Origin of the sequence: Parvibaculum sp., assembly GCF_046297875.1 — a bacterium.
Taxonomy (GTDB): domain Bacteria; phylum Pseudomonadota; class Alphaproteobacteria; order Parvibaculales; family Parvibaculaceae; genus Parvibaculum.
In genome coordinates, this window is sequence record NZ_JBKBHD010000001.1 from 57,666 (window position 1) to 75,331 (window position 17,666).

A 17,666-nucleotide genomic window follows, 5' to 3' on the forward strand; every position below is an offset into this window, starting at 1 on the left:
CAAATCCGCGTCAGGCTGGGCCCGTGCGATTATGGTTCATCGTCATTTCACCTGTCGAAAGTCCGCCCCATGACCACAGCCAGAGACATTCTGATGCCGCATATCGATGCGGGGCTTGCCGAAGCGAACGAAAAGAAGATGTCCAGCGATGCCGTCGCCCGCATCCTGTTCGAGCAGGCGCTGCGCATCTGGAAGGAAAGCCGCTCGCCGGAAGACATCCGCGCCGAACTTCTCGAAGCGGCGGACCATCTGGACCCGGATGAAGACTTCATGTTCATGCGGCCTTGAAGGGGGCATGCGTCCCTGAGCAGGGCTCAGGCCACTTTTTCCTGAAGGAAGTGGCGGCCTTCGCGGTCTTCGATCTCGACCACCCATATGTCGGGATCGAAGCTGCGCTGCTTTTCGATCCAGGCATCCGCTTCGGCTTCGGGTGCCTTTGGCCGGGCAATCCAGATGAGTTCGCCCTCCCCGTCCCGGGCGGGGCTCAAGACCTGCGCCTCGCCATCGAGCGTATTGAGCTTCACAAGGACCGACCCCGAACTTGTGTCGCCCCGGCGAACCACCATGGCGGCGACGCCAGCCACCTCGCAGCGGCGGATCAGCGCCTTCACCCAGATTTCCGCCTTCAGCCGCGGCGCCCGCTCCATCATCCCATCCACTTCCGGCCGAAAGGTGCGAATTTCCGCCGCTTATGGCCAATTCAGCACCCCAGCGGCTTTATGTCATTCATCCTTAACACGTTTCCTGTTTGCGGCAGGCGACGAGCGGGACTAGACTCATTAGTATCTCATTAAGGCAAGCGGCCGGGGGCGCGATCTTGCCGGTAAATGTCCTCCGTCTCAGGGGTTGGGGGCTGCCGTGACCAGGGGTATCAGCGTGACTCAATCATTCGGGATTTTCGGGGCTTCACTTCGCACTCTCGGTCTCTCGGTTGCAGCGGCGATTGCAATCGGCGGCTGCACGGTGGTCGAAGGCGGCAAGGACGCAGCCAGCGCGCCTGCGCCGGTGGCGGCGCCCGTCGCTGCGGAAGTGGCGGCACTTGCCAATGACGGCATTGCGACCGGCGGCATTTCGAATATCGCCTCGGCCAATATTCCGATCCCGCTGCCATCGCCGCGCCAGCAGGTGCCGGTGCAGGTTGCATCGGCCGATCCTTCGGCCGGTATCGCCTCCCTGTCGGCCAAGCCGCAGCTTGAGCAGCTTGCGGGCGTCTATGCGAAATTCGGTTCGGCCATTGCCGCTGTCGGCGAAAGCCGCCTCAACACGCCGGCCGATGTGCGCCGCGCGCTGGCGGCGCTCCGCTTCTCGCAGCCGGACGCTCTGGCGGAAGGCTGGTATGCGGCGCATGCGCTGATTGCAGCCAATGAAGCATCCTTCGCTCAGGGCATTCGCGATGAAGTCCGGATGCGCGGCAAGACAGCCGTTCTCGAGGCACTGCGCAGCGACGACAATTACATTCTTCAGGTGCGTGGCGCCCGTAATGCGACCGATGCTGTCGCCGCCGCACTTCGCAGCGAGAATGCGCGGCTTGCCGCGCTTTCGGCCCGCTTCAAGGAAACCTCCTATGCCTTCCAGAAGCAGCGCTGGGGCATGACAGAGCCGCTGCATGGCACCACCAAGACGGCCGATGCCAGCAACGCGGCCACCAGCGTCACGGAACGCGCCAGCGCAATGCTTGCCGCCCTGTCGCCGGTCAAGCCCGCCCAGGCCTATTCGCCGAGCGTGATGAACCGCGTGCTGACGCTTGCCGCCTATCAGGTGATCGACGGCTCGATGGAAACCGGCGCCAGTTCAACCCGCAATCCGACCGGGCGCTGCCTGAACTGGGCCCGCCTCAATCTCGACCAGTGCGTGGCCGCAGCGCGCTTCCCCTCGGAAGAAGCCTATTGCGCAGGCAAGCACGGCGTCGAAGAGGTGCGGGGCTGCTGGGCGCAGGCGGTTCCCGCCTCTGTGCTCGCCGCGCAGTAAAGGCACAAGCCGGAAAACCGCGCCGCGCTGCGGGCGTTCAGCGGCACGAACAATTTGAATCGAATGCCGGAAACATTTGAAGGAAATACGCCTCAAATTTGAGGCGTATTTTTTTTGTTTTTTATTTTAATTAGACTATAAATACTTGCTTTTTGTAGTACTCAAATAAACCAATGCAATCTTTCTACAGTATAAAATCTCGTTCTTCTTCAATTTTACTGATCTCTTTAACCGGGCAGCAGTGCGCTCCTTCCTAGGCTCGCCTCAGGTTCACGGACGACATCTTTGGGAAGGGATCATCGTCATGTCTTTTGTACTCAGAGCCGCGTTCTGGCTCACGGTTCTTGCCTTTCTGCTGCCCGCACCTGACGGCGAAGGCACGGCGCAGATCGCCGCCCGCAATGGCGGCATCGTTCCGGCGGGCTATGAAGCCGCGGCGGCCGAAAACGAAATCGGTGCAGGCGAAGCGCTCGCGCTTGCCGCCCGGTCCGCGCAGGACGTCATGGGATTTTGCGGTCGCAATCCCGAGGTCTGCGAGAAAAGTCACGCGATCGCCGGTCACGTCATGCGGCAGACCACGCATTACGGCAGCCTTGCCATTGTCTGGCTGACAGAGAAGGCAAAGGACTACCAGCAGGAAGGCCCTGCGGAAGCAATCGGCACGCGCTCGGTTGCCCGGCCCATGGCTGCCCCCGACTTCACGACCGGCGCCTGACCTCACCCATCAGGTTGCCCGTCGGCTTCCCGGCGTCTCCTAGGGCGTCCCGGCGGCCAACAGCGCCCCGCGGTTCAGGCACCGCGGGGCGCTTGTTCTTTGAGACAGGGGCCGCTATGTCCTGAGCATGTTGACACTGACGGTCAGGACGGAATGGGCATTCAGGATCTCATCGACGATTTCGCCTTCCTCGAAGAATGGGAAGAGCGCTATCGCTATGTGATCGAGCTCGGCAAGGGGCTCGAACCCCTGAGCGATGAGGAACACTCGCCCGCGAACAAGGTCGAGGGCTGCGTCAGCCAGGTCTGGCTCGTGAACGAGACGCGCAAGGACAAAGCCGGAAAGACCGTGCTTCATTTTCGCGGCGACAGCGATGCGCATATCGTGCGCGGTCTCATCGCCATCCTGATGCGGCTCTATTCGGACAAGGCGCCGGCCGAGATAATCGAGACCGATGCGCGCGACGTTTTTGCGAAGCTCGGGCTCAATGAGCATCTGACGCCGCAACGCTCGAACGGACTTTATTCGATGGTGGCGCGGATTCAGGCGGATGCGCGCGCCGCACTCGGCACCGCCACGGCCTGAGCCCCCTCCGCCATGCCGTAATGATCCGCCAGGCGGTCGAGCGCAATCTGCAGCACGAGCTTGCCCGCGCGCTTCGGCCAGCCGAGATCGCGCTCCGCTTCTTCCAGACCCTGCAAGTGGCAGCAAACGCCGATCAATATGTCCGAAAGGCCCGGCCCCACGGCCTTCAGCGCATGGGCAACGCGCTCACGCGCGGCAAGCGCCTGAACGGTCAGATCGCCGGGATCGCGCGGGGCGGCGCGGCCGCGGCGCACGGGGCTTGCCCAGTCGGCGGTCACGCGCGGCATCATCAGACCGAATGTGAAGTCGCGCCGCAGGCGCTCGCCAACCTCGAACTGCGTTTCGGTCAGCAGGGGCTTGCCGTCGCGCCCTTTCCGATGGCGAAGCCAGCCGAGCGGCGACTCACCTTCATTGATGTCGACCTCGATATTTTCCGTGCCCATCCGGATGGCGCGGCGGGCCATGATCCTGTGCTGATCGAGGAAGCGATCCGCACTCTCGCCGGTTTTCATTTCGGCATCCGTCATTGCGGGCTCCGGTGTTCTGGCGTGCCGCGGAGGCGATCCGACAGTTCGTCGAGCAACCGGTCGAAGCTCGCGTCGTCACGCCTGTCCTCGATCCGCCGGCAGGCATGGGCGGCGGTGGTCCGGTCGCGGCCGAAATGCTGGCCGACCAAGGCGAGGCTGACGCCGTAAATCACATGGCTCAGATACATGGCGACCTGCCTTGCCTGCGCCACCGAGGCGCTACGCCGTGTGGGCGAGCGCAGTTCCGCGACGGGCACGTTCCATGCCCGCGCGACGGCCTCCTGCGTCTGCTCTATGCATAGCTTCCCGTCCGTTTTGCCGTAACGCCGCCTATCCATCCTTTTCCTCCCTGCCTCGATGCCGTCCTTGAGCCGGGCTACCGGCCTCGCAGGAGAATTTTACTTATTCTGTACAAAGCGGGGATAAGTTGTGTAATATTTTCGAACCATCACATTGGGAGGCCGCCCGGTGCGCACGAGGATTCGACAATTCCGCAAGGCACGTGGCCTGACCCAGACCGAACTGGCGGCGGCGCTGGGCACGACGGCGGCAACCGTGTCGCGGCTCGAAACCGCCGACATGACGGTTTCGACCGACTGGCTGGAGCGGCTGGCGGGGGCGCTTGGCGTCGATGTCAGGGAGCTGATCGGCGGGGAGAGCGGGGTTCTAGCCTGTCAGGCGGAACTGCGGCGCGGCGGGCGCGTCGTCACACTTGCCACGGGCATCCCGCTTTCGCCGTCAATGGCGGAGGGTGCGCGGGAGCCGCTTGCCTTTCTCGTCGCGGAAGAGATGGGCCTCTACATGGCGGGCGACATGCTGGTTGCCGACCGGGTACAGGCGGAGGAAGCGGGAGCCCTGCTCGGCCGCGACTGCATCGCCGCGGACATGGAAACGGCGCGGCATTTCGGACGGCTGGTGGAAACCGCGGGCAGGCGATGCGCGATCGTGCCGCCGGAGGCAGGTGCGGCGGCGATCATTCTCAATGAGACGGACTGGGTTGCGCCGGTGGTGGCGCTGCTGCGGCGCTTTCCGCCAGTCAGCCCGCGCCGTTCCGGCAGGTGACGGTCACGCTGGCGGCCTTGTCTTCAGTGCCGCCGCAATCCATGCCCGGAAAGCACATCGGCGCAGGGGCGCCGGCGAAGTGGAAAGCGATATAGGCATCATTGCCGCGCGACGCATCGACAACGCCGGCGAGATGATAGGTTCGGGTCTCGCCGCGCGAGAGCGTCAACACCGTGCCGACCGAAGGGTCGGACAGCGGCACGTAATTTTCACCGTCGAAAGTGATGCTTGCCGTGCCACCGACATCGCCGATGTCGCATTGGGCATGGAGATCGGCGGGGCCTTTTTCCGCACCGGTGATCATGAAGATGGCGCTTTCGCCTTCGGCGAGCTTTGCCTTGCCGCCCTGTAACACGGCATTCGCCTGCGCGGCTGCAGGCGCGAGCGCCAAAACGGCGAAAGACGCGGCAGCCAAGGCCAGACCGCGAAGCGAAACTGAATACGCCATGACGAAAACGAACTCCCGGCTAGTCCCCCGGTTCAGTCTGCACCGGGCGCGGGGAGGCAATCAATCCCGTACCGGACGATCAGGCGATGTGAAGATTGGCCCTGCCGGCAAGCGCGTGCGCCTTTTCGGACTGCATGAACGCATCGTGCCCCAGCACCATGACGATGCGGCCTTCGCCGTTCACCAGCGGCAGACGCAGCCAGAACTGAAAGATGTTCGGTTGCTGCCACGGCGTGAGCGGCACGACGCCCTGTGCCGGACGGCCACCCAGAATGACTTCACGATAGGCGGCATCCCAATATTCGGTCTGATCGCCTAGATCATATTCATCGAGGTGATGGCCGGTGATTTCGACACCCAGATAATCGCGAAGACGGGTTCCGGCGAGGCGCACCTTGAGACGCGGCGCATCGCCCTCCACCACTTCGAGAATGCTGAGGGATGGCAGAAGGCGCCTCAACTCCGCAGGCTGAATGTCGGCGCGCGTCGGATAGCGGCCATCATTCGCCTTGGAGCGCCAATAATCGAACAGTTCCTGCTGCTCCGGCACAATCAATTGCGCCCTGATTGCCTGCCCCGTGCCGGTCAGCGGCCTGTCCCCCGAGAAATGGCGGCAAGCCGCCAAAGTGCCGAATCATCAAGCCTGAGTCTGGTCCGCTATGCGGCGCAGCGCAAGGAGATTGCCGGAGCCGGATAGCGGCATGCTATTTCGAACTTCGCCGCGCGTTCTGTCCGGCCTGGCCGAGTCCCATCTTCTTCGCAAGGCGGGAGCGGGCCTGTGCATAATTGGGGGCGACCATCGGGTAGTCGCGCGGCAGGCCCCATTTCTTGCGATATTCGTCCGGCGTCAGATTGTAGTGGGTATGGAGATGTCGCTTGAGCGACTTGAACTTCTTGCCGTCCTCCAGACAGATCAGATAGTCCGGCGTGATCGACTTGCGGATCGATACGGCAGGTTCAGACTGCGTCTGAACCGGCACCGCGCTACCTGCGGATGCACCATTCAGGGCGGCGAATACTTTGTGGATCAGACCGGGCAGCTCTTCCGGGGCAATTGAATTGTGTCCGACATAGGCCGAAACGATTTCGGCCGTCATATCGATAAGTTCCGCCTTTTCCGCCACCAGAGCCTCGTCATATTCGGCGCGCGCCCCTTCTCCGCTTCAGGGAATTCACGCCGCTTATCGAAACAATATTCGCAGATTCTATAACTCTTTGCTCGATTAGCAATCAAGCACTCAGTGAAAGACGGACTTCTTTTGCAGCATACGCGACCTATTTTGCCGCATTATAGCCGAATTAGTAGATGCCTGAAAAAGACAAGCGATTTCATCTCATTCGATACAATATAATTCACGAAGGGAAATGTTCGCGGGCTCCCGTTGCGTCAATCGCGCGGTGTACTTTCGTCATTTCAGACTGAAGATCAAATAGCGGAGTTTCGCTCCGCACTATTCCAGCGGGATGACAAATAGTCGCCCATCGCGGCAATCGCCTGCTCGCCTTCTGCAAGCATCTGGTAAAAGGCGTGCCAGACGTGAATCATGCCGGGCGCGACTTCGAGTTCCACCTCGACGCCGGCCGCCCTTGCACGCGCCGCGAGATCGCGCGAATCATCGAGCAGCACCTCATCGTCGCCCACCTGGATCAGCAGGGGCGGCAGGCCGCGAAGATCGGCAAGGTTCGGCGAGGCAAGCGGATTGCGCGCATCGGCCCCCGCGAGATAAGTCGCGGCAAGCTCCCTGATGCCCGCCGGCGTAATCATCGGGTCTGCCTCGGCACGCGATTCATAGGAGCCGGTGGCGCAGGTGAGGTCGGACCAGGGGCTGATGAGCGATGCAGCGGCCGGCATGGGCAGGCCCGCATCCCGCGCGGCAAGAAGCGTTGCCAGCGTGAGGCCGCCGCCCGCGCTGTCGCCCGCGATCGCGATGCGCTGCGGCGCATGGCCTTGGCCGAGAAGCCAGCGATAGGCTTTCAACCCGTCATTGACGGCCGCCGGAAACGGGTGCTCAGGCGCGAGCGCGTAATCGACGCTGAGAATGCGCGCCCTGGCGTCGAGCGCGAGGCGGCCGGTGATGTGGCGATGCGAAACGGGCGAGCCGATGACATAGCCGCCGCCATGAAAATAGAGAATCGTGCGCTGCGTTTCCGGCGCGCCGGAAAGCGCCGCCGGCACATGCCACTCGGCATGAAGCCCGCCCAGATCGACCGGCTCGACCGATACGCCCCCTGGCATCGGAAATTGCTGCGCATTTCCGTCCATCACCTTGCGGCGCTCGGCAAGAGGCAGGTCGCCGCGCTTCGAGCGCTCGCGCACCAGGCTCTTGAGGCGCTCGATGCTCATGCCGCCCTTTCCTTCCTGCCGATTGGACATTCGCCTCTCCCTGTGTTCGGATTCTCTTGTCGATTCGCGCGTGGCGAGCCGTGGGTTGCAGGGATCGTAGCAGGCGGCGAAGATAGTGCAGCCGGAAAATCAATATGAAGCGGCGGCTGCCGAATTCGGGGACCGGAATTTGGACATGCCGGACATGGCCGTGACGATGCAGGCACAGGATGGTGCGGCGCAAGGCGATGTCACCTATTCGCGCGCCGCTTACGATATTTTCCTGCGCCTCGATGCGGAGCGCCGTGCGCTTGTCCGGCTGGCGGCGTCCGCGGAAGCAAAACGCGAGATCGCACCGGGTCTTTTCAGCAGCGATGCAGGACCGGGATTGCGCGTCGTCTTCATCCGCGATGCAGGACGAACGTCGGTCCTTGCGCTGACCGGCAGGAGCGCGGCATGAGCAGCACACGAAAAGACCATCAGAAGATAACCGGCGCCGACGGCGAGACGATGTTCGTGGTAGTGCCTGCGGGCGACTACGAGGCGCTTTGCCGGGCGGCCGACGACATTGAGGATCTGCGCGCCGCCGGGGCGACTCTTGCGCTCGGATCGGAAGGTCCGGCGCCAGTGCCCGCCATCGTTGCGCACCGGATCGCCGATGGCGAGAACCCTGTCCGGGTCTGGCGGGAATATCGCGGCATGAAGGCAATCGAACTGGCGCGCGCCGCAGCCATGAGCGCGCCCTATCTGTCCGAAATCGAAACCGGCAAGAAGGATGGCACCTTCCGCACCATGGCGGCGATTGCGCGTGTGCTGTCCGTGTCGCTCGACGATCTTGCGCCGCCGGCCGACGAGGAAGACCGGCGCGCCCGCGAAAGGGCAGCGATGCTTGACGGCATCCATGCGCAGATCAGAAAGATCGTTGCGCTCGTTACCGGCCCATCGGATTTCAACACGGCTGCGGTGCGCCGCGCGGTGACAACGCTTGCCGCCGATGCCGTATCGCTCAAGGCCGACGGTCTCGGGTCGCAGGACTGGCTCGACGGCATTCTGGATGGTGTGCGCGCCATTCTCGATCTCGTCGACCGGGCGGAAGGCGACATTATCGGCACGGCGCGGCAGGCGCGGCGCGAGCTGGAGGAGATCGTCTCGGGGCCGGATTTCAGACCGATGCCAAACGTGAGCGACGACACCGCATTTGAAGGTGGTTCGGTCGTGAGCTTTGCGCCATCAAGCGCGGCGGAATAGGCGTCAGGTTTCTGCCACACCGGACGGCAGAACTTCGTTCGCGAGCGCCGTATCCCAGCAATGCAGCGCAAGATCGGCACGGTCGGTCGAAATCGCGTCGTACAATTCGCCGATCCGTTCCAGATCGCCCTTGGCGGGCAGGCCGCCGCCTTTTCGCATGTCGACCGCCATCACGATCAGATCGCCGAATTCCTTGCGGTTCATGCCGACCGCCTTCGCGAAGACCGCGAGAGGTTCGCCGCCGTGATCGCTCAGAATGCGGAACATGGTCTCGGGGCGAATATTCGCTTCCATCGCGAGGCTGCCCGAGAAATCGTCGATACCGGGACCGAAGAGCCGCGCGAGACGGGCCTTTGGGACCGGCGCCGGGCGGCGGACGACCGACAGGGCGATATCGAGCGGAGTGTCGGCGAAGGTAGCCGCCAGAAGATCTTCCATCGCCTCATGAATATTCTGCCGCTCGACGGTGAAGCGGTTGAGGATTTCGAGACGCATTGACGATGGCACCCACCAGAACATGAGCTGCGCGAGGCGGAGCGTGAGTTCGGAACGCGCGAGCAGCGGAGCCTGCAGCTCCGGCTCGGCGGCGCTGCGGCGGGCCAGCGTTTCGACGGCACGGTGAGAGAGTTGCGAGGTGCGGTTCTCAAGCAGCGAAACGATGAGCGGCGTATCGCCCAGTTCGATCAATACATCGGCGACGGCGCTGGAAAGATCGCGGCGCGCGGCAAGCAGGGCTCGATGTTCGTCCATACCTTCGCGCGCGACATGCACGAGGTCGCCATCCTTCAGCAGCAGACTTTCGGTGAGGATCGGGCGGGCGATTTCCGTCTTGTCGAATGCGAGCGCGAGCGCGAGTTCGCGCGGCCCCTCGACCTGCGGCGCGAGGCGCTCGGCGAGACGAAGACGCGCGGTGTCGTCGAGCCGCGTCGCAGCATAGGCGAGCACGCTGTCGAGGACACTGCGTTCCTGCGGCGAGGTGAGCGAGGCAGGAAGCAGCGCAACATCGGTGAGGCGGCGCAGTGCCGCTTCCCTTGTGCGTTGCCCATCCTCGGCCCTGGCCGCCATGCTGTAGCTTTCAAGCGCCATTACGCAGATCCCGTAAATTCCGGCTGCCTGCCGGAAGGGCTATCTCACCATCCCGGTCTTAACGCTCCGTAAAGCATGAGGCAGATCGAGGTTCTCCTTTGCGGTTGGAGGCCGTAGCCCTATCCTCGCCGGGACCGCCTTCAGACGGAGCCTGCCTTTCATGCCGCGCCTTTTCCGCCTATCCATGCCGCTTTTCCTCGCCGTACTGCTCGCGGGCTGCGGCATGGGCAAGAGCGAATATGCCGATGAGCCGAACTACAAGGCCGGCTATTCCGATGGCTGCTGGACGGCGACTTCCCAGGTGCCGGGCGACCCTTCGACCATCACCCGCAACGAGGAAGCCTGGAAAGCCGACAAGGCCTATAATGCGGGCTGGCGGTCGGGCTATTCCGCCTGCCGCATCCGCGAGAGCGGCGGCTCGATGGACATGCCCGACACGAGCGGCCGCGGCACCGGCCCCCGATAATCAGACAGGAGCCTTCATGCGCCTCATTCTCGGATTGATCGTTCTCGCCCTGATCGCCGTCATCGCCGTGCCGGTGGCCTATTACGGCGAGGTCGACCCCTGCCGGATGCTCGCCAAGGACATGGCACATGAAGCCTATGGGCCGCTTGCGGAACTCGTCGGCAACGACCCCGACGACGTGCCGGCCAGCATGGAAAGTTCCATGCGTCTGGTGACGAGCCAGATGACAGGCCGCGAATGCGCCGATTCCCTTTGGGAGCGGTGGACGAAATCAAGGGAACGCTAGGCGCTCTTCCTCGCCTTTTCGGCAAGGGCGGCCGGCACGGGCTCCGGCTTGACCGGATCCGATGGATCGGCGATCTCGCGCCAATGGGTGCCGGGAATTTCCTCGATCAGCGCTGCGCCCGCGATGGCGAAGGGGAGCTGGAAGCCGGGCTTGGCTGCCGCCTGCACCGCACGGCGCGCAAGCAGCACCGCTGCCTCCGCCGAATAGATATGAGCCTCGGGTGTCTCGAGCCGCGCGCAGAAGCGAATCCCCTCCGGCGTGCGCGCCTCGCCCCAGACCACGGCACGGCCGTTTTTCAGTTCAGCCGATGTCGGCGAGAGCCGGCCTTTCGACACTCTGCGCTCGAGCCGTTTCACGCCCCAGCCGCGCCGGAACAGACGCATGGCTATGCGGCCCTTGGCGAAAACGCGGGCGGCGCGCTCCGGCAGCACCTCGTAACTCTCCATCGTGGAATAGGTGCCGCGATGGCGCATGCCTGTCGCCTCGCCGCGCCAGGGCGCAAGCCATGCCGTTTCCGGGCCATCGCCGAAATCGACCTCGATGCTGCGCTCCCCCGCCCGCGCCGGTGCGAACTGGCCGTTCTTCATCGTTTCGCCATCGGCCGTCAGGGCGGCCACGAGGCGCCGTGCCTCGGGCAGTGTCGGCGCGCCGCGCTTCACCGCAATAGTGACGGCGCGCGCGCCGCGCAGGATTTGGGCCAGACGTTCGGCCACCGTGTCGATCGCCGCATAATCGAAGCCCGCGCCCGCCATCACCATGACATTGGCGCGCTTGGCCACTTCGTCATGCGCGGCAATGGCGGCGATCTGCGTCCGCTCGCTCGTCATGTCGATATAATGGGTGCTGGTCGCAAGGCAGGCGTCGATCAGCGACAGGAGGTCGCCGCCTTCGAGCGGGCCGCAATTCACGACGACGCCGACATCGTCGAGCTGTGCCGCGATGCGCGCCTTGTCGCCAAGCGTGAAGGTGCGCGGCTCAGCAAGCGCGTTATCCGCTTCCTTTGCGACCGCCGCCGCATGCTGCGCGACGCCGGCGATGTTCCGCCCGGCGGCGACATGGGAAATGCCACGGCGCATGGCGGCGCGCGAGGCGAGCGCGCCCATGAAACTGTCGACGCCGTAGATCATTATGCGCGATTTCATTTTCCCGCCCCTGAACGGGCTGCTCCGCTCCCGTCGTCGTATTATTGTTACGGAGAGGAAGCGCCAGCCGCAACGCAAAGCGGGCGCCGAAGCGCCGCCCGGCGCGACTTGTTGCCGGTAATGTTAATTTCTGGCACCAGACCCGGCGCCCTGCCGCCCCGCCCTTGCGAAAAGAATCATTTTCCCGCCCCCAAAAAGGGTTTAATTCAAACCAACCATCCCCATATGGTCGTGACCCGCATTTCCGCTTCCCCGCCGGACCCATAATTCCGATGCATGTACCTGTTCCCGCGATCGAGGTTCGTGGCCTCGCCAAAACCTATCCCGACGGCTTCCAGGCGCTGAAAGGCGTCGATCTTGATATTCATTCCGGCGAAATCTTCGCGCTGCTCGGGCCGAACGGCGCCGGCAAGACGACGCTCATCAGCATCGTCTGCGGCATCGTCAATCCGAGCGCGGGGAGTGTCCGCGTGTCCGGCCACGACATCATCCGCGACTTCCGAGCGGCGCGTTCGCTGATCGGTCTCGTACCGCAGGAACTCACCGTCGAATCCTTCGAAAGCGTGATGGCGACCGTGAAGTTCAGCCGCGGGCTGTTCGGCAGGAAGCGCGACGACGCGCATATCGAAAAGGTGCTGCGCGATCTGTCGCTCTGGGAAAAGCGCGACAACCGCGTGATGGAACTTTCGGGCGGCATGAAGCGCCGGGTGATGATCGCCAAGGCGCTGGCGCATGAGCCGAAGATCCTGTTTCTCGACGAGCCGACGGCGGGGGTCGATGTGGAGCTTCGCCGCGACATGTGGGAGATGGTGCGGCGGCTGCGCGAAAGCGGCGTCACCATCATCCTGACCACGCATTACATCGAAGAAGCCGAGGAGATGGCGGACCGGATCGGCGTCATCAATCATGGCGAGCTGGTGCTGGTGGAGGAAAAGAACCGGCTGATGAAGCAGCTGGGGCGCAAGGAACTTTCGGTTCATCTCCAATCGCCGCTTGAGGCTATTCCCACAGCGCTTGCCGGGCGGCCGCTCGAACTCGCCGATGGCGGGCATACGCTCGTCTACAGTTTCGACGCGCGGGCGGAAGAGAGCGGCATTCCCGAACTCCTGAAAGCGCTCGGTGAAAACGGCATCGACTTCCGCGACCTGCGGACGCGGGAAAGCTCGCTCGAGGAAATCTTCGTCAATCTGGTGAGGGCGCGCGCATGACGCTCAACTTTCACGCCATTCGCGCAATCTATGTTTTCGAGATGGCGCGCACCTTCCGCACGCTGATGCAGAGCATCATCTCGCCGGTGATCTCGACATCGCTCTATTTCGTGGTGTTCGGCGCGGCAATCGGCTCGCGTATCCAGGAAGTGGACGGCATTTCCTATGGCGCCTTCATCATTCCGGGCCTTATCATGCTTTCGCTTCTGACCGAGAGCATTTCCAATGCGTCCTTCGGTATCTACATGCCGAAATACTCCGGTACGATCTACGAAATCCTCTCGGCGCCGATTTCCGCCGTCGAAACCGTGATCGCCTATGTCGGCGCGGCGGCGACGAAGTCGCTCATCCTTGGCGTACTCATTCTCATCACCGCGCGCTTCTTCGTGGACTACGAAATACAGCATCCGTTCTGGATGGCGGCGTTTCTCGTGCTGACCGCACTCACCTTCTCGATGTTCGGGTTCATTCTGGGCATCTGGGCGGACAGTTTCGAGCGGCTGCAGGTGGTGCCGCTGCTGATCGTCATGCCGCTTACCTTTCTCGGCGGCAGCTTCTATTCGATCACCATGCTGCCGCCCTTCTGGCAGACGGTGACGCTGTTCAATCCGGTGGTCTATCTCGTGTCGGGCTTCCGCTGGAGCTTCTACGGCTCGTCCGATGTCGGCGTGGAACTGAGCGTGATCGCCATTCTGGGCTTCCTCGCGCTCTGCACGGCGATCATCTGGTACATCTTCAGGACGGGGTATCGGCTGAAGGTGTGAGGTTTCGTCACGTTTCAGACGACGCTCGTCAAACCCAATTGTGTCATGCCCGGACTTGATCCGGGCATCCAGGGATATTTGCTCCCTGCCTTGCCGCCCTGGATTGCGGGGTCAAGCCCGGCAATGACGATGTTGGCTAGATATGGCTTTGGCATGCTTCAACGCGCCGTGGCCTCCAGCTCCTTCAACCATGCGAAAATCAGCGGCGCCGCGCGGAGCATCGACTCCTCGTGGCCGGCATCGCCGACATTGACCGCTGTCGCATCCGCGCCGCGCGAGCGGAAATCTTCCTTCGCATGGGTGGCCTCTTCCGGCACGACGTCGGCATCCGCTGCGCCGTAGTAGAGTCGCACCGGCGCTTGCGGCGTCCAGCCGGTGAGGCCCGCCGCCGCAATCGTATCGAGCAGCCAGTGCGAGCCGCCTTCATCGAAGGCCGCGAGAAATTCCGGCGTGAACATCTCGCGCGGGTTCTCGGGCAGCGCGGCGACGATCTCGTCCGGCTCATGCGGTGTGCCAAAGAGCCTTTCGACAAGGGCTGCATGGTCCGCTGTCAGCGCCGTCTCGAGCGGATGGGCATAGTGATGCGCGTGGCTCCAGGCGAGATACGAGAGATAAAGCGAGTGCGAAGGCGCGCCGCCCTTCATCGCGGCGGCGAGCGAAACGTTGCGTATGTCGAGTGCAGCGGCGACGGGCGCGGCGGCTAGCACCGCTTCTCCCCTCGCCTCCATGTCGCGCTGGGCGGCGAGCGTGACGTGGCCGCCTTGCGAGAAGCCGCTTAGAAAGACAGGTGTGCCCGGCGCGTCCGGCAATTGCCGCGCGGCGGCTATGAGCGCCGTTACCGCTGCAACATGCTCCGGCGTCACGTAATAGCCGTGGATGCGCATGCTGTCGCCAAGGCCGAGATAATCCGGCGCGAGCAACATGTAGCCATTGCCCGCGAAGAGGATCGAAGCGGCGGCGCCCGTCACATCGAGGCGGGAGGGAACGGCCTCGCGGCTGGTCGACGTGCCGTGATGGAAACTCACGATGCGCTTCGGCGTCGTGCCGCGCGGCAGGGCGAGAAGTCCGCTTGCCATGACATGATCGCCATTTTCCAGTTCGACCGGATAGGCGATGCGGTAGGTGTCCACCGCATGGGCGACGGGCACGCCGCCGAGCCCCGCGAGCCTCAGCAATATCCAGCTTTCGATGCGGGAATAGGTCTTGAGCGGCGTCAGTTCGATGCCGGGCGGTGCCTCGACGGGCGGCGGCGTGCCATAGCCTGCCAGCAGCACCGCAGCCGCCGCGATCCACGCACGAATGGTCACAGGCTCCTCCCCCGATATTCCTCCGTCAGAGGACTATCGGGGGTACGGGCAAGGGGTACAAGGCGGATTATGCCGCCGCGTGCTCTTCCGGCCAATCGCCGACATAGACCGACTGCGGGCGGATGAGGCGGCCGACGCGTTCCTGCTCCATCACATGCGCGGTCCAGCCGGCGATGCGCGCCATGGCGAAGACGCTGGTGACGGCATCGCGCGGGATGCCGAGCGCCTCGAGCAGCACGGCGGTGTAATACTCCATATTGGTGTCGAGGCGCTGGCCGGGCTTTGCCTTTCGGAGCGCGGCAAGTGCCGCCACTTCCACCTCGCGCGCGAAGCGGACGCGATGATTGCCATTGGTCAGGATCGTCACCGCCTTGTTGAAGACATTGGCGCGAGGGTCGCGCACCTTGTAGACGCGATGACCGAAGCCCATCAGCCTTTCGCCGGATGCGAGCGCCTTTTCAAGCCAGGGTCCGATATTCTCGCTGGTGCCGATCTCGTCCAGCATGTCGAGCACGGGGCCGGGCGCGCCGCCATGAAGCGGGCCCTTGAGCGCGCAGAGCGCGCCGACGATGGCCGAGACGGCGCCTGCGCGCGTGGCGGCAATGACTCGGGCGGTGAAGGTGGAGGCATTCATGCCGTGGTCGGCGACCGTGACCATATAGGCGTTGAGCGCTTCCACTTCGGCGGCGCTGGCGGGCGCGCCTCTCAACATATGGAGGAAATCTTCGGCGTGACCCGCCTTCGCATCCGGTGCGACGGGGGCCTTGCCCTCCGCCGCGCGGCAGAGGGCTGCCGTGAAGACTGCGGCCGCGCCCGCAAGGCGGATGTGGTCGGGTTCGGCGCCCTCGCCCGCCTCATCGCCCAGAAGCGACAGGCCGGTGCGGAGCCCTTCGATGATGCTGCGGCTGCCGCCGAGCGACAGAAGACCAGGCACGAGCGCGAAGGCCGCGCCTCGCGCCCGGCCGAGACGCGATCGGACCTCATCCGCCGAGGGCGCCGGGTCGAGCCCCGCCGCCGCCCAGAGGGCCGATGCCGCGCCCTCGAAATCGTGGCTCGCGGCGAGTTCCTCCACTTCATGGCCCGCGACGATCAAGCGGCCGGCCTCGCCATCGACATGGCTCAGGCGGGTTTCGGCAGCCACCACATTGTCGAGGCCGCTGGCGCTGGCGGGACGGGGATTGGCACTCATCATCTCACTCCTTTGCTCGCTTCGGCCCGGAAGGCGGGCCCTTGACCTCAAAGCTGGAGATGGGTTGATTGCTGGTCAATCTTGATTAAGATAATCAATATATAGAAAGACCGCTCATGCCCGACGCGCCCGAAAGCCTCTACCTGACCGCTCGCGAGGCCGCAGCGGAGCTCGGCATCTCGCTGCCGACGCTCTACGCCTATGTCAGCCGCGACCTGATCCGCTCCGAGCCTGTGCCGGACAGCCGGGCGAAGCGATACCGGGCAGAGGATGTGCGGGCGTTGAAGCGGCGGCGCTCGGCGGAGGCGCAGGAGGCGGGCGCGGCGCCGGGGACGCTGAGCTTCGGACAGCCGGTGCTCGATTCAGCGATCACACTGATTGCCGACGGGCGGCTCCACTATCGCGGCTCGGATGCGACAGCGCTTGCGAAGAATTCGAGCCTTGAGCAGGTGGCGGCGCTGCTCTGGGGCTGCCGCGATGTGCAGCCCTTCACAAAGGATGCGGTTTTCCACCCGTCCGAGCGGCTGGCCGAGCTTGCCGCCTCGCTGTCTCGTGTGCCGCGGATCGAGCGGTGCCTGTCGCTCCTGCCGCAGGCGGCGCTCGAAGATGCGGCCGTCTACAACATGACGGATCGCGGGCTTGCCGCGACGGGCGCGCGGCTGCTGCGCTATGTGGCCGCCGTGATCGCGGGTGAAGCCCCGAGCGACAAGCCGGTGCATGAGGTTCTCACCCGCGCGCTGACGCAGGGTGAGCGGCCGGCCGCCGAACTCATCCGCACGGCGCTTGTTCTCTCCGCCGATCACGAGCTGAATGCGTCGGCCTTCACCGTGCGCTGCGTGGCAGGCACGGGGGCGACGCTTTATGCCGCCGTGCAAGCGGGAATATGCGCGGCGCAAGGCCCTAGGCATGGCGGGCTTTCGGGCCGCGTGGAAGGTTTGTTGCTCGACATGGCGAACCGGCTCGATGTGGAAGACGCCGTGGTGCAGCGGCTGAAGGACAATGATCCGGTGCCGGGCTTCGGCCATCCGCTCTATCCGGATGGAGATCCGCGCGCGAAGGCGCTGCTCGCCATGACAAAGGAAAAGTACGGAGACGATGCGAATTTTGCGCGTGCCGAGCGCGTCATCCGTGTGATGGCCGAAGCGGGCGGGCTCAAGCCCAATATCGATTTTGCCATTGCAACAGTGGGCGCGGTGCTGCATCTGCCGCGCGGCGCGGGCCTCAGCATCTTCGTGCTGGGGCGCACCGCCGGATGGATCGGCCATGCAATGGAACAATATCGCACGGGGCTGATGATCCGCCCGCGTGCGCGCTATACCGGCGAGGCGCCGCGCTGACGCGC

The 17,666-nt window shown here is 64.0% G+C and carries 23 protein-coding genes; 12 read left to right on the forward strand and 11 right to left on the reverse strand.

Annotation, left to right across the window (positions count from 1 at the left end; all coding sequences use genetic code 11):
* Positions 1 to 69 precede the first annotated feature (69 nt).
* On the forward strand, positions 70 to 288 hold the full coding sequence (locus tag ACK4FH_RS00320; protein WP_409809978.1) for a hypothetical protein: 219 nt from the start codon (positions 70 to 72) through the stop codon (positions 286 to 288).
* Between the two features lie 26 nt (positions 289 to 314).
* On the opposite strand, the gene ACK4FH_RS00325 is transcribed toward ACK4FH_RS00320, so the two are convergent.
* Positions 315 to 650, reverse strand: coding sequence for a DUF1491 family protein (locus ACK4FH_RS00325; RefSeq protein WP_409809980.1), 336 nt, complete (start codon positions 648 to 650; stop codon positions 315 to 317).
* 226 nt (positions 651 to 876) lie between these two features.
* On the opposite strand from ACK4FH_RS00325, the gene ACK4FH_RS00330 reads away from it, so the two are divergent.
* The 3 genes from ACK4FH_RS00330 (at position 877) to ACK4FH_RS00340 (ending at position 3,268) form a co-directional block, all read left to right on the forward strand.
* Entirely contained in the window at positions 877 to 1,968 is a 1,092-nt protein-coding gene (locus ACK4FH_RS00330; RefSeq protein WP_409809983.1) for a hypothetical protein, read from the forward strand.
* 304 nt (positions 1,969 to 2,272) lie between these two features.
* Entirely contained in the window at positions 2,273 to 2,683 is a 411-nt protein-coding gene (locus ACK4FH_RS00335) for a DUF5330 domain-containing protein (RefSeq protein WP_409809986.1), read from the forward strand.
* 153 nt (positions 2,684 to 2,836) lie between these two features.
* Positions 2,837 to 3,268: a SufE family protein gene (locus ACK4FH_RS00340; RefSeq protein WP_409809989.1), complete on the forward strand. Its 432-nt coding sequence runs from the start codon at positions 2,837 to 2,839 to the stop codon at positions 3,266 to 3,268.
* Here the strand turns inward: ACK4FH_RS00340 and ACK4FH_RS00345 are convergent.
* Both ACK4FH_RS00345 and ACK4FH_RS00350 read right to left on the reverse strand, forming a co-directional pair.
* Positions 3,226 to 3,795: a DUF6456 domain-containing protein gene (locus tag ACK4FH_RS00345; RefSeq protein ID WP_409809991.1), complete on the reverse strand. Its 570-nt coding sequence runs from the start codon at positions 3,793 to 3,795 to the stop codon at positions 3,226 to 3,228. The two genes, ACK4FH_RS00340 and ACK4FH_RS00345, sit on opposite strands and share 43 nt — an antisense overlap.
* Entirely contained in the window at positions 3,792 to 4,133 is a 342-nt protein-coding gene (locus ACK4FH_RS00350) for a helix-turn-helix domain-containing protein (RefSeq protein ID WP_409809994.1), read from the reverse strand. The genes ACK4FH_RS00345 and ACK4FH_RS00350 overlap by 4 nt, the downstream gene beginning before the upstream one ends.
* Before the next feature lie 130 nt (positions 4,134 to 4,263).
* Here ACK4FH_RS00350 and ACK4FH_RS00355 point away from each other — a divergent pair, with 130 nt between their 5' ends.
* Positions 4,264 to 4,857 (forward strand): helix-turn-helix domain-containing protein, encoded by a 594-nt coding sequence (locus ACK4FH_RS00355; RefSeq protein WP_409809997.1) that lies wholly within the window; start codon positions 4,264 to 4,266, stop codon positions 4,855 to 4,857.
* On the opposite strand, the gene ACK4FH_RS00360 is transcribed toward ACK4FH_RS00355, so the two are convergent.
* From ACK4FH_RS00360 to ACK4FH_RS00375, 4 genes are all read right to left on the reverse strand, one after another.
* Entirely contained in the window at positions 4,832 to 5,305 is a 474-nt protein-coding gene (locus tag ACK4FH_RS00360) for a hypothetical protein (RefSeq protein ID WP_409810000.1), read from the reverse strand. The two genes, ACK4FH_RS00355 and ACK4FH_RS00360, sit on opposite strands and share 26 nt — an antisense overlap.
* A 79-nt stretch (positions 5,306 to 5,384) precedes the next feature.
* Positions 5,385 to 5,930 carry a PAS domain-containing protein gene (locus tag ACK4FH_RS00365; protein ID WP_409810003.1) on the reverse strand — a complete coding sequence of 182 codons (546 nt, stop codon included), beginning with the start codon at positions 5,928 to 5,930 and terminating at the stop codon, positions 5,385 to 5,387.
* Positions 5,931 to 6,009: 79 nt separating this feature from the next.
* On the reverse strand, positions 6,010 to 6,402 hold the full coding sequence (locus tag ACK4FH_RS00370; RefSeq protein WP_409815079.1) for a MucR family transcriptional regulator: 393 nt from the start codon (positions 6,400 to 6,402) through the stop codon (positions 6,010 to 6,012).
* 329 nt (positions 6,403 to 6,731) lie between these two features.
* On the reverse strand, positions 6,732 to 7,679 hold the full coding sequence (locus ACK4FH_RS00375) for an alpha/beta hydrolase (RefSeq protein ID WP_409810005.1): 948 nt from the start codon (positions 7,677 to 7,679) through the stop codon (positions 6,732 to 6,734).
* A 145-nt stretch (positions 7,680 to 7,824) separates the two neighbouring features.
* Here ACK4FH_RS00375 and ACK4FH_RS00380 point away from each other — a divergent pair, with 145 nt between their 5' ends.
* Both ACK4FH_RS00380 and ACK4FH_RS00385 read left to right on the forward strand, forming a co-directional pair.
* Positions 7,825 to 8,088, forward strand: coding sequence for a hypothetical protein (locus ACK4FH_RS00380; RefSeq protein WP_409810008.1), 264 nt, complete (start codon positions 7,825 to 7,827; stop codon positions 8,086 to 8,088).
* Positions 8,085 to 8,876 carry a helix-turn-helix domain-containing protein gene (locus ACK4FH_RS00385; RefSeq protein ID WP_409810011.1) on the forward strand — a complete coding sequence of 264 codons (792 nt, stop codon included), beginning with the start codon at positions 8,085 to 8,087 and terminating at the stop codon, positions 8,874 to 8,876. The genes ACK4FH_RS00380 and ACK4FH_RS00385 overlap by 4 nt, the downstream gene beginning before the upstream one ends.
* A gap of 3 nt (positions 8,877 to 8,879) precedes the next feature.
* Here the strand turns inward: ACK4FH_RS00385 and ACK4FH_RS00390 are convergent, their stop codons facing one another.
* Positions 8,880 to 9,962: a DUF2336 domain-containing protein gene (locus tag ACK4FH_RS00390; RefSeq protein WP_409810014.1), complete on the reverse strand. Its 1,083-nt coding sequence runs from the start codon at positions 9,960 to 9,962 to the stop codon at positions 8,880 to 8,882.
* Between the two features lie 160 nt (positions 9,963 to 10,122).
* On the opposite strand from ACK4FH_RS00390, the gene ACK4FH_RS00395 reads away from it, so the two are divergent.
* Together ACK4FH_RS00395 and ACK4FH_RS00400 are read left to right on the forward strand one after the other, a co-directional pair.
* A complete protein-coding gene (locus ACK4FH_RS00395) occupies positions 10,123 to 10,428 on the forward strand; it encodes a hypothetical protein (protein WP_409810017.1) in 306 nt (101 codons plus the stop codon).
* 16 nt (positions 10,429 to 10,444) lie between these two features.
* Positions 10,445 to 10,714: a hypothetical protein gene (locus ACK4FH_RS00400; protein WP_409810020.1), complete on the forward strand. Its 270-nt coding sequence runs from the start codon at positions 10,445 to 10,447 to the stop codon at positions 10,712 to 10,714.
* Here ACK4FH_RS00400 and ACK4FH_RS00405 read toward each other — a convergent pair.
* Entirely contained in the window at positions 10,711 to 11,856 is a 1,146-nt protein-coding gene (locus ACK4FH_RS00405; protein WP_409810023.1) for a saccharopine dehydrogenase NADP-binding domain-containing protein, read from the reverse strand. The genes ACK4FH_RS00400 and ACK4FH_RS00405 overlap by 4 nt on opposite strands.
* Before the next feature lie 272 nt (positions 11,857 to 12,128).
* Between ACK4FH_RS00405 and ACK4FH_RS00410 the strand changes: the two genes are divergently transcribed.
* Together ACK4FH_RS00410 and ACK4FH_RS00415 are read left to right on the forward strand one after the other, a co-directional pair.
* On the forward strand, positions 12,129 to 13,064 hold the full coding sequence (locus ACK4FH_RS00410) for an ABC transporter ATP-binding protein (RefSeq protein ID WP_409810026.1): 936 nt from the start codon (positions 12,129 to 12,131) through the stop codon (positions 13,062 to 13,064).
* The gene (locus ACK4FH_RS00415; RefSeq protein WP_409810029.1) at positions 13,061 to 13,828 is read left to right on the forward strand and encodes an ABC transporter permease; all 768 of its coding nucleotides are present in this window, start codon (positions 13,061 to 13,063) and stop codon (positions 13,826 to 13,828) included. Before ACK4FH_RS00410 ends, ACK4FH_RS00415 begins: the two co-directional genes overlap by 4 nt.
* A gap of 158 nt (positions 13,829 to 13,986) precedes the next feature.
* On the opposite strand, the gene ACK4FH_RS00420 is transcribed toward ACK4FH_RS00415, so the two are convergent.
* Positions 13,987 to 15,135 carry an alpha/beta hydrolase family protein gene (locus ACK4FH_RS00420; RefSeq protein WP_409810032.1) on the reverse strand — a complete coding sequence of 383 codons (1,149 nt, stop codon included), beginning with the start codon at positions 15,133 to 15,135 and terminating at the stop codon, positions 13,987 to 13,989.
* 67 nt (positions 15,136 to 15,202) lie between these two features.
* Positions 15,203 to 16,324, reverse strand: coding sequence for a citrate synthase/methylcitrate synthase (locus tag ACK4FH_RS00425; RefSeq protein WP_409810035.1), 1,122 nt, complete (start codon positions 16,322 to 16,324; stop codon positions 15,203 to 15,205).
* Between the two features lie 116 nt (positions 16,325 to 16,440).
* On the opposite strand from ACK4FH_RS00425, the gene ACK4FH_RS00430 reads away from it, so the two are divergent.
* The gene (locus ACK4FH_RS00430; RefSeq protein WP_409810038.1) at positions 16,441 to 17,661 is read left to right on the forward strand and encodes a citrate/2-methylcitrate synthase; all 1,221 of its coding nucleotides are present in this window, start codon (positions 16,441 to 16,443) and stop codon (positions 17,659 to 17,661) included.
* Positions 17,662 to 17,666: the final 5 nt, after the last annotated feature.

What these genes read in the sequence shown, in the direction of transcription:
- ACK4FH_RS00320 (WP_409809978.1), top strand. Translation starts at nt 70, where the DNA reads ATGACCACAGCCAGAGACATTCTGATGCCGCATATCGATGCGGGGCTT.
- ACK4FH_RS00325 (WP_409809980.1), bottom strand. Translation starts at nt 650, where the DNA reads ATGATGGAGCGGGCGCCGCGGCTGAAGGCGGAAATCTGGGTGAAGGCG.
- ACK4FH_RS00335 (WP_409809986.1), top strand. Translation starts at nt 2,273, where the DNA reads ATGTCTTTTGTACTCAGAGCCGCGTTCTGGCTCACGGTTCTTGCCTTT.
- ACK4FH_RS00340 (WP_409809989.1), top strand. Translation starts at nt 2,837, where the DNA reads ATGGGCATTCAGGATCTCATCGACGATTTCGCCTTCCTCGAAGAATGG.
- ACK4FH_RS00345 (WP_409809991.1), bottom strand. Translation starts at nt 3,795, where the DNA reads ATGACGGATGCCGAAATGAAAACCGGCGAGAGTGCGGATCGCTTCCTC.
- ACK4FH_RS00350 (WP_409809994.1), bottom strand. Translation starts at nt 4,133, where the DNA reads ATGGATAGGCGGCGTTACGGCAAAACGGACGGGAAGCTATGCATAGAG.
- ACK4FH_RS00360 (WP_409810000.1), bottom strand. Translation starts at nt 5,305, where the DNA reads ATGGCGTATTCAGTTTCGCTTCGCGGTCTGGCCTTGGCTGCCGCGTCT.
- ACK4FH_RS00370 (WP_409815079.1), bottom strand. Translation starts at nt 6,402, where the DNA reads ATGACGGCCGAAATCGTTTCGGCCTATGTCGGACACAATTCAATTGCC.
- ACK4FH_RS00375 (WP_409810005.1), bottom strand. Translation starts at nt 7,679, where the DNA reads ATGTCCAATCGGCAGGAAGGAAAGGGCGGCATGAGCATCGAGCGCCTC.
- ACK4FH_RS00380 (WP_409810008.1), top strand. Translation starts at nt 7,825, where the DNA reads ATGCCGGACATGGCCGTGACGATGCAGGCACAGGATGGTGCGGCGCAA.
- ACK4FH_RS00385 (WP_409810011.1), top strand. Translation starts at nt 8,085, where the DNA reads ATGAGCAGCACACGAAAAGACCATCAGAAGATAACCGGCGCCGACGGC.
- ACK4FH_RS00390 (WP_409810014.1), bottom strand. Translation starts at nt 9,962, where the DNA reads ATGGCGCTTGAAAGCTACAGCATGGCGGCCAGGGCCGAGGATGGGCAA.
- ACK4FH_RS00395 (WP_409810017.1), top strand. Translation starts at nt 10,123, where the DNA reads ATGCCGCGCCTTTTCCGCCTATCCATGCCGCTTTTCCTCGCCGTACTG.
- ACK4FH_RS00400 (WP_409810020.1), top strand. Translation starts at nt 10,445, where the DNA reads ATGCGCCTCATTCTCGGATTGATCGTTCTCGCCCTGATCGCCGTCATC.
- ACK4FH_RS00405 (WP_409810023.1), bottom strand. Translation starts at nt 11,856, where the DNA reads ATGAAATCGCGCATAATGATCTACGGCGTCGACAGTTTCATGGGCGCG.
- ACK4FH_RS00410 (WP_409810026.1), top strand. Translation starts at nt 12,129, where the DNA reads ATGCATGTACCTGTTCCCGCGATCGAGGTTCGTGGCCTCGCCAAAACC.
- ACK4FH_RS00415 (WP_409810029.1), top strand. Translation starts at nt 13,061, where the DNA reads ATGACGCTCAACTTTCACGCCATTCGCGCAATCTATGTTTTCGAGATG.
- ACK4FH_RS00425 (WP_409810035.1), bottom strand. Translation starts at nt 16,324, where the DNA reads ATGAGTGCCAATCCCCGTCCCGCCAGCGCCAGCGGCCTCGACAATGTG.
- ACK4FH_RS00430 (WP_409810038.1), top strand. Translation starts at nt 16,441, where the DNA reads ATGCCCGACGCGCCCGAAAGCCTCTACCTGACCGCTCGCGAGGCCGCA.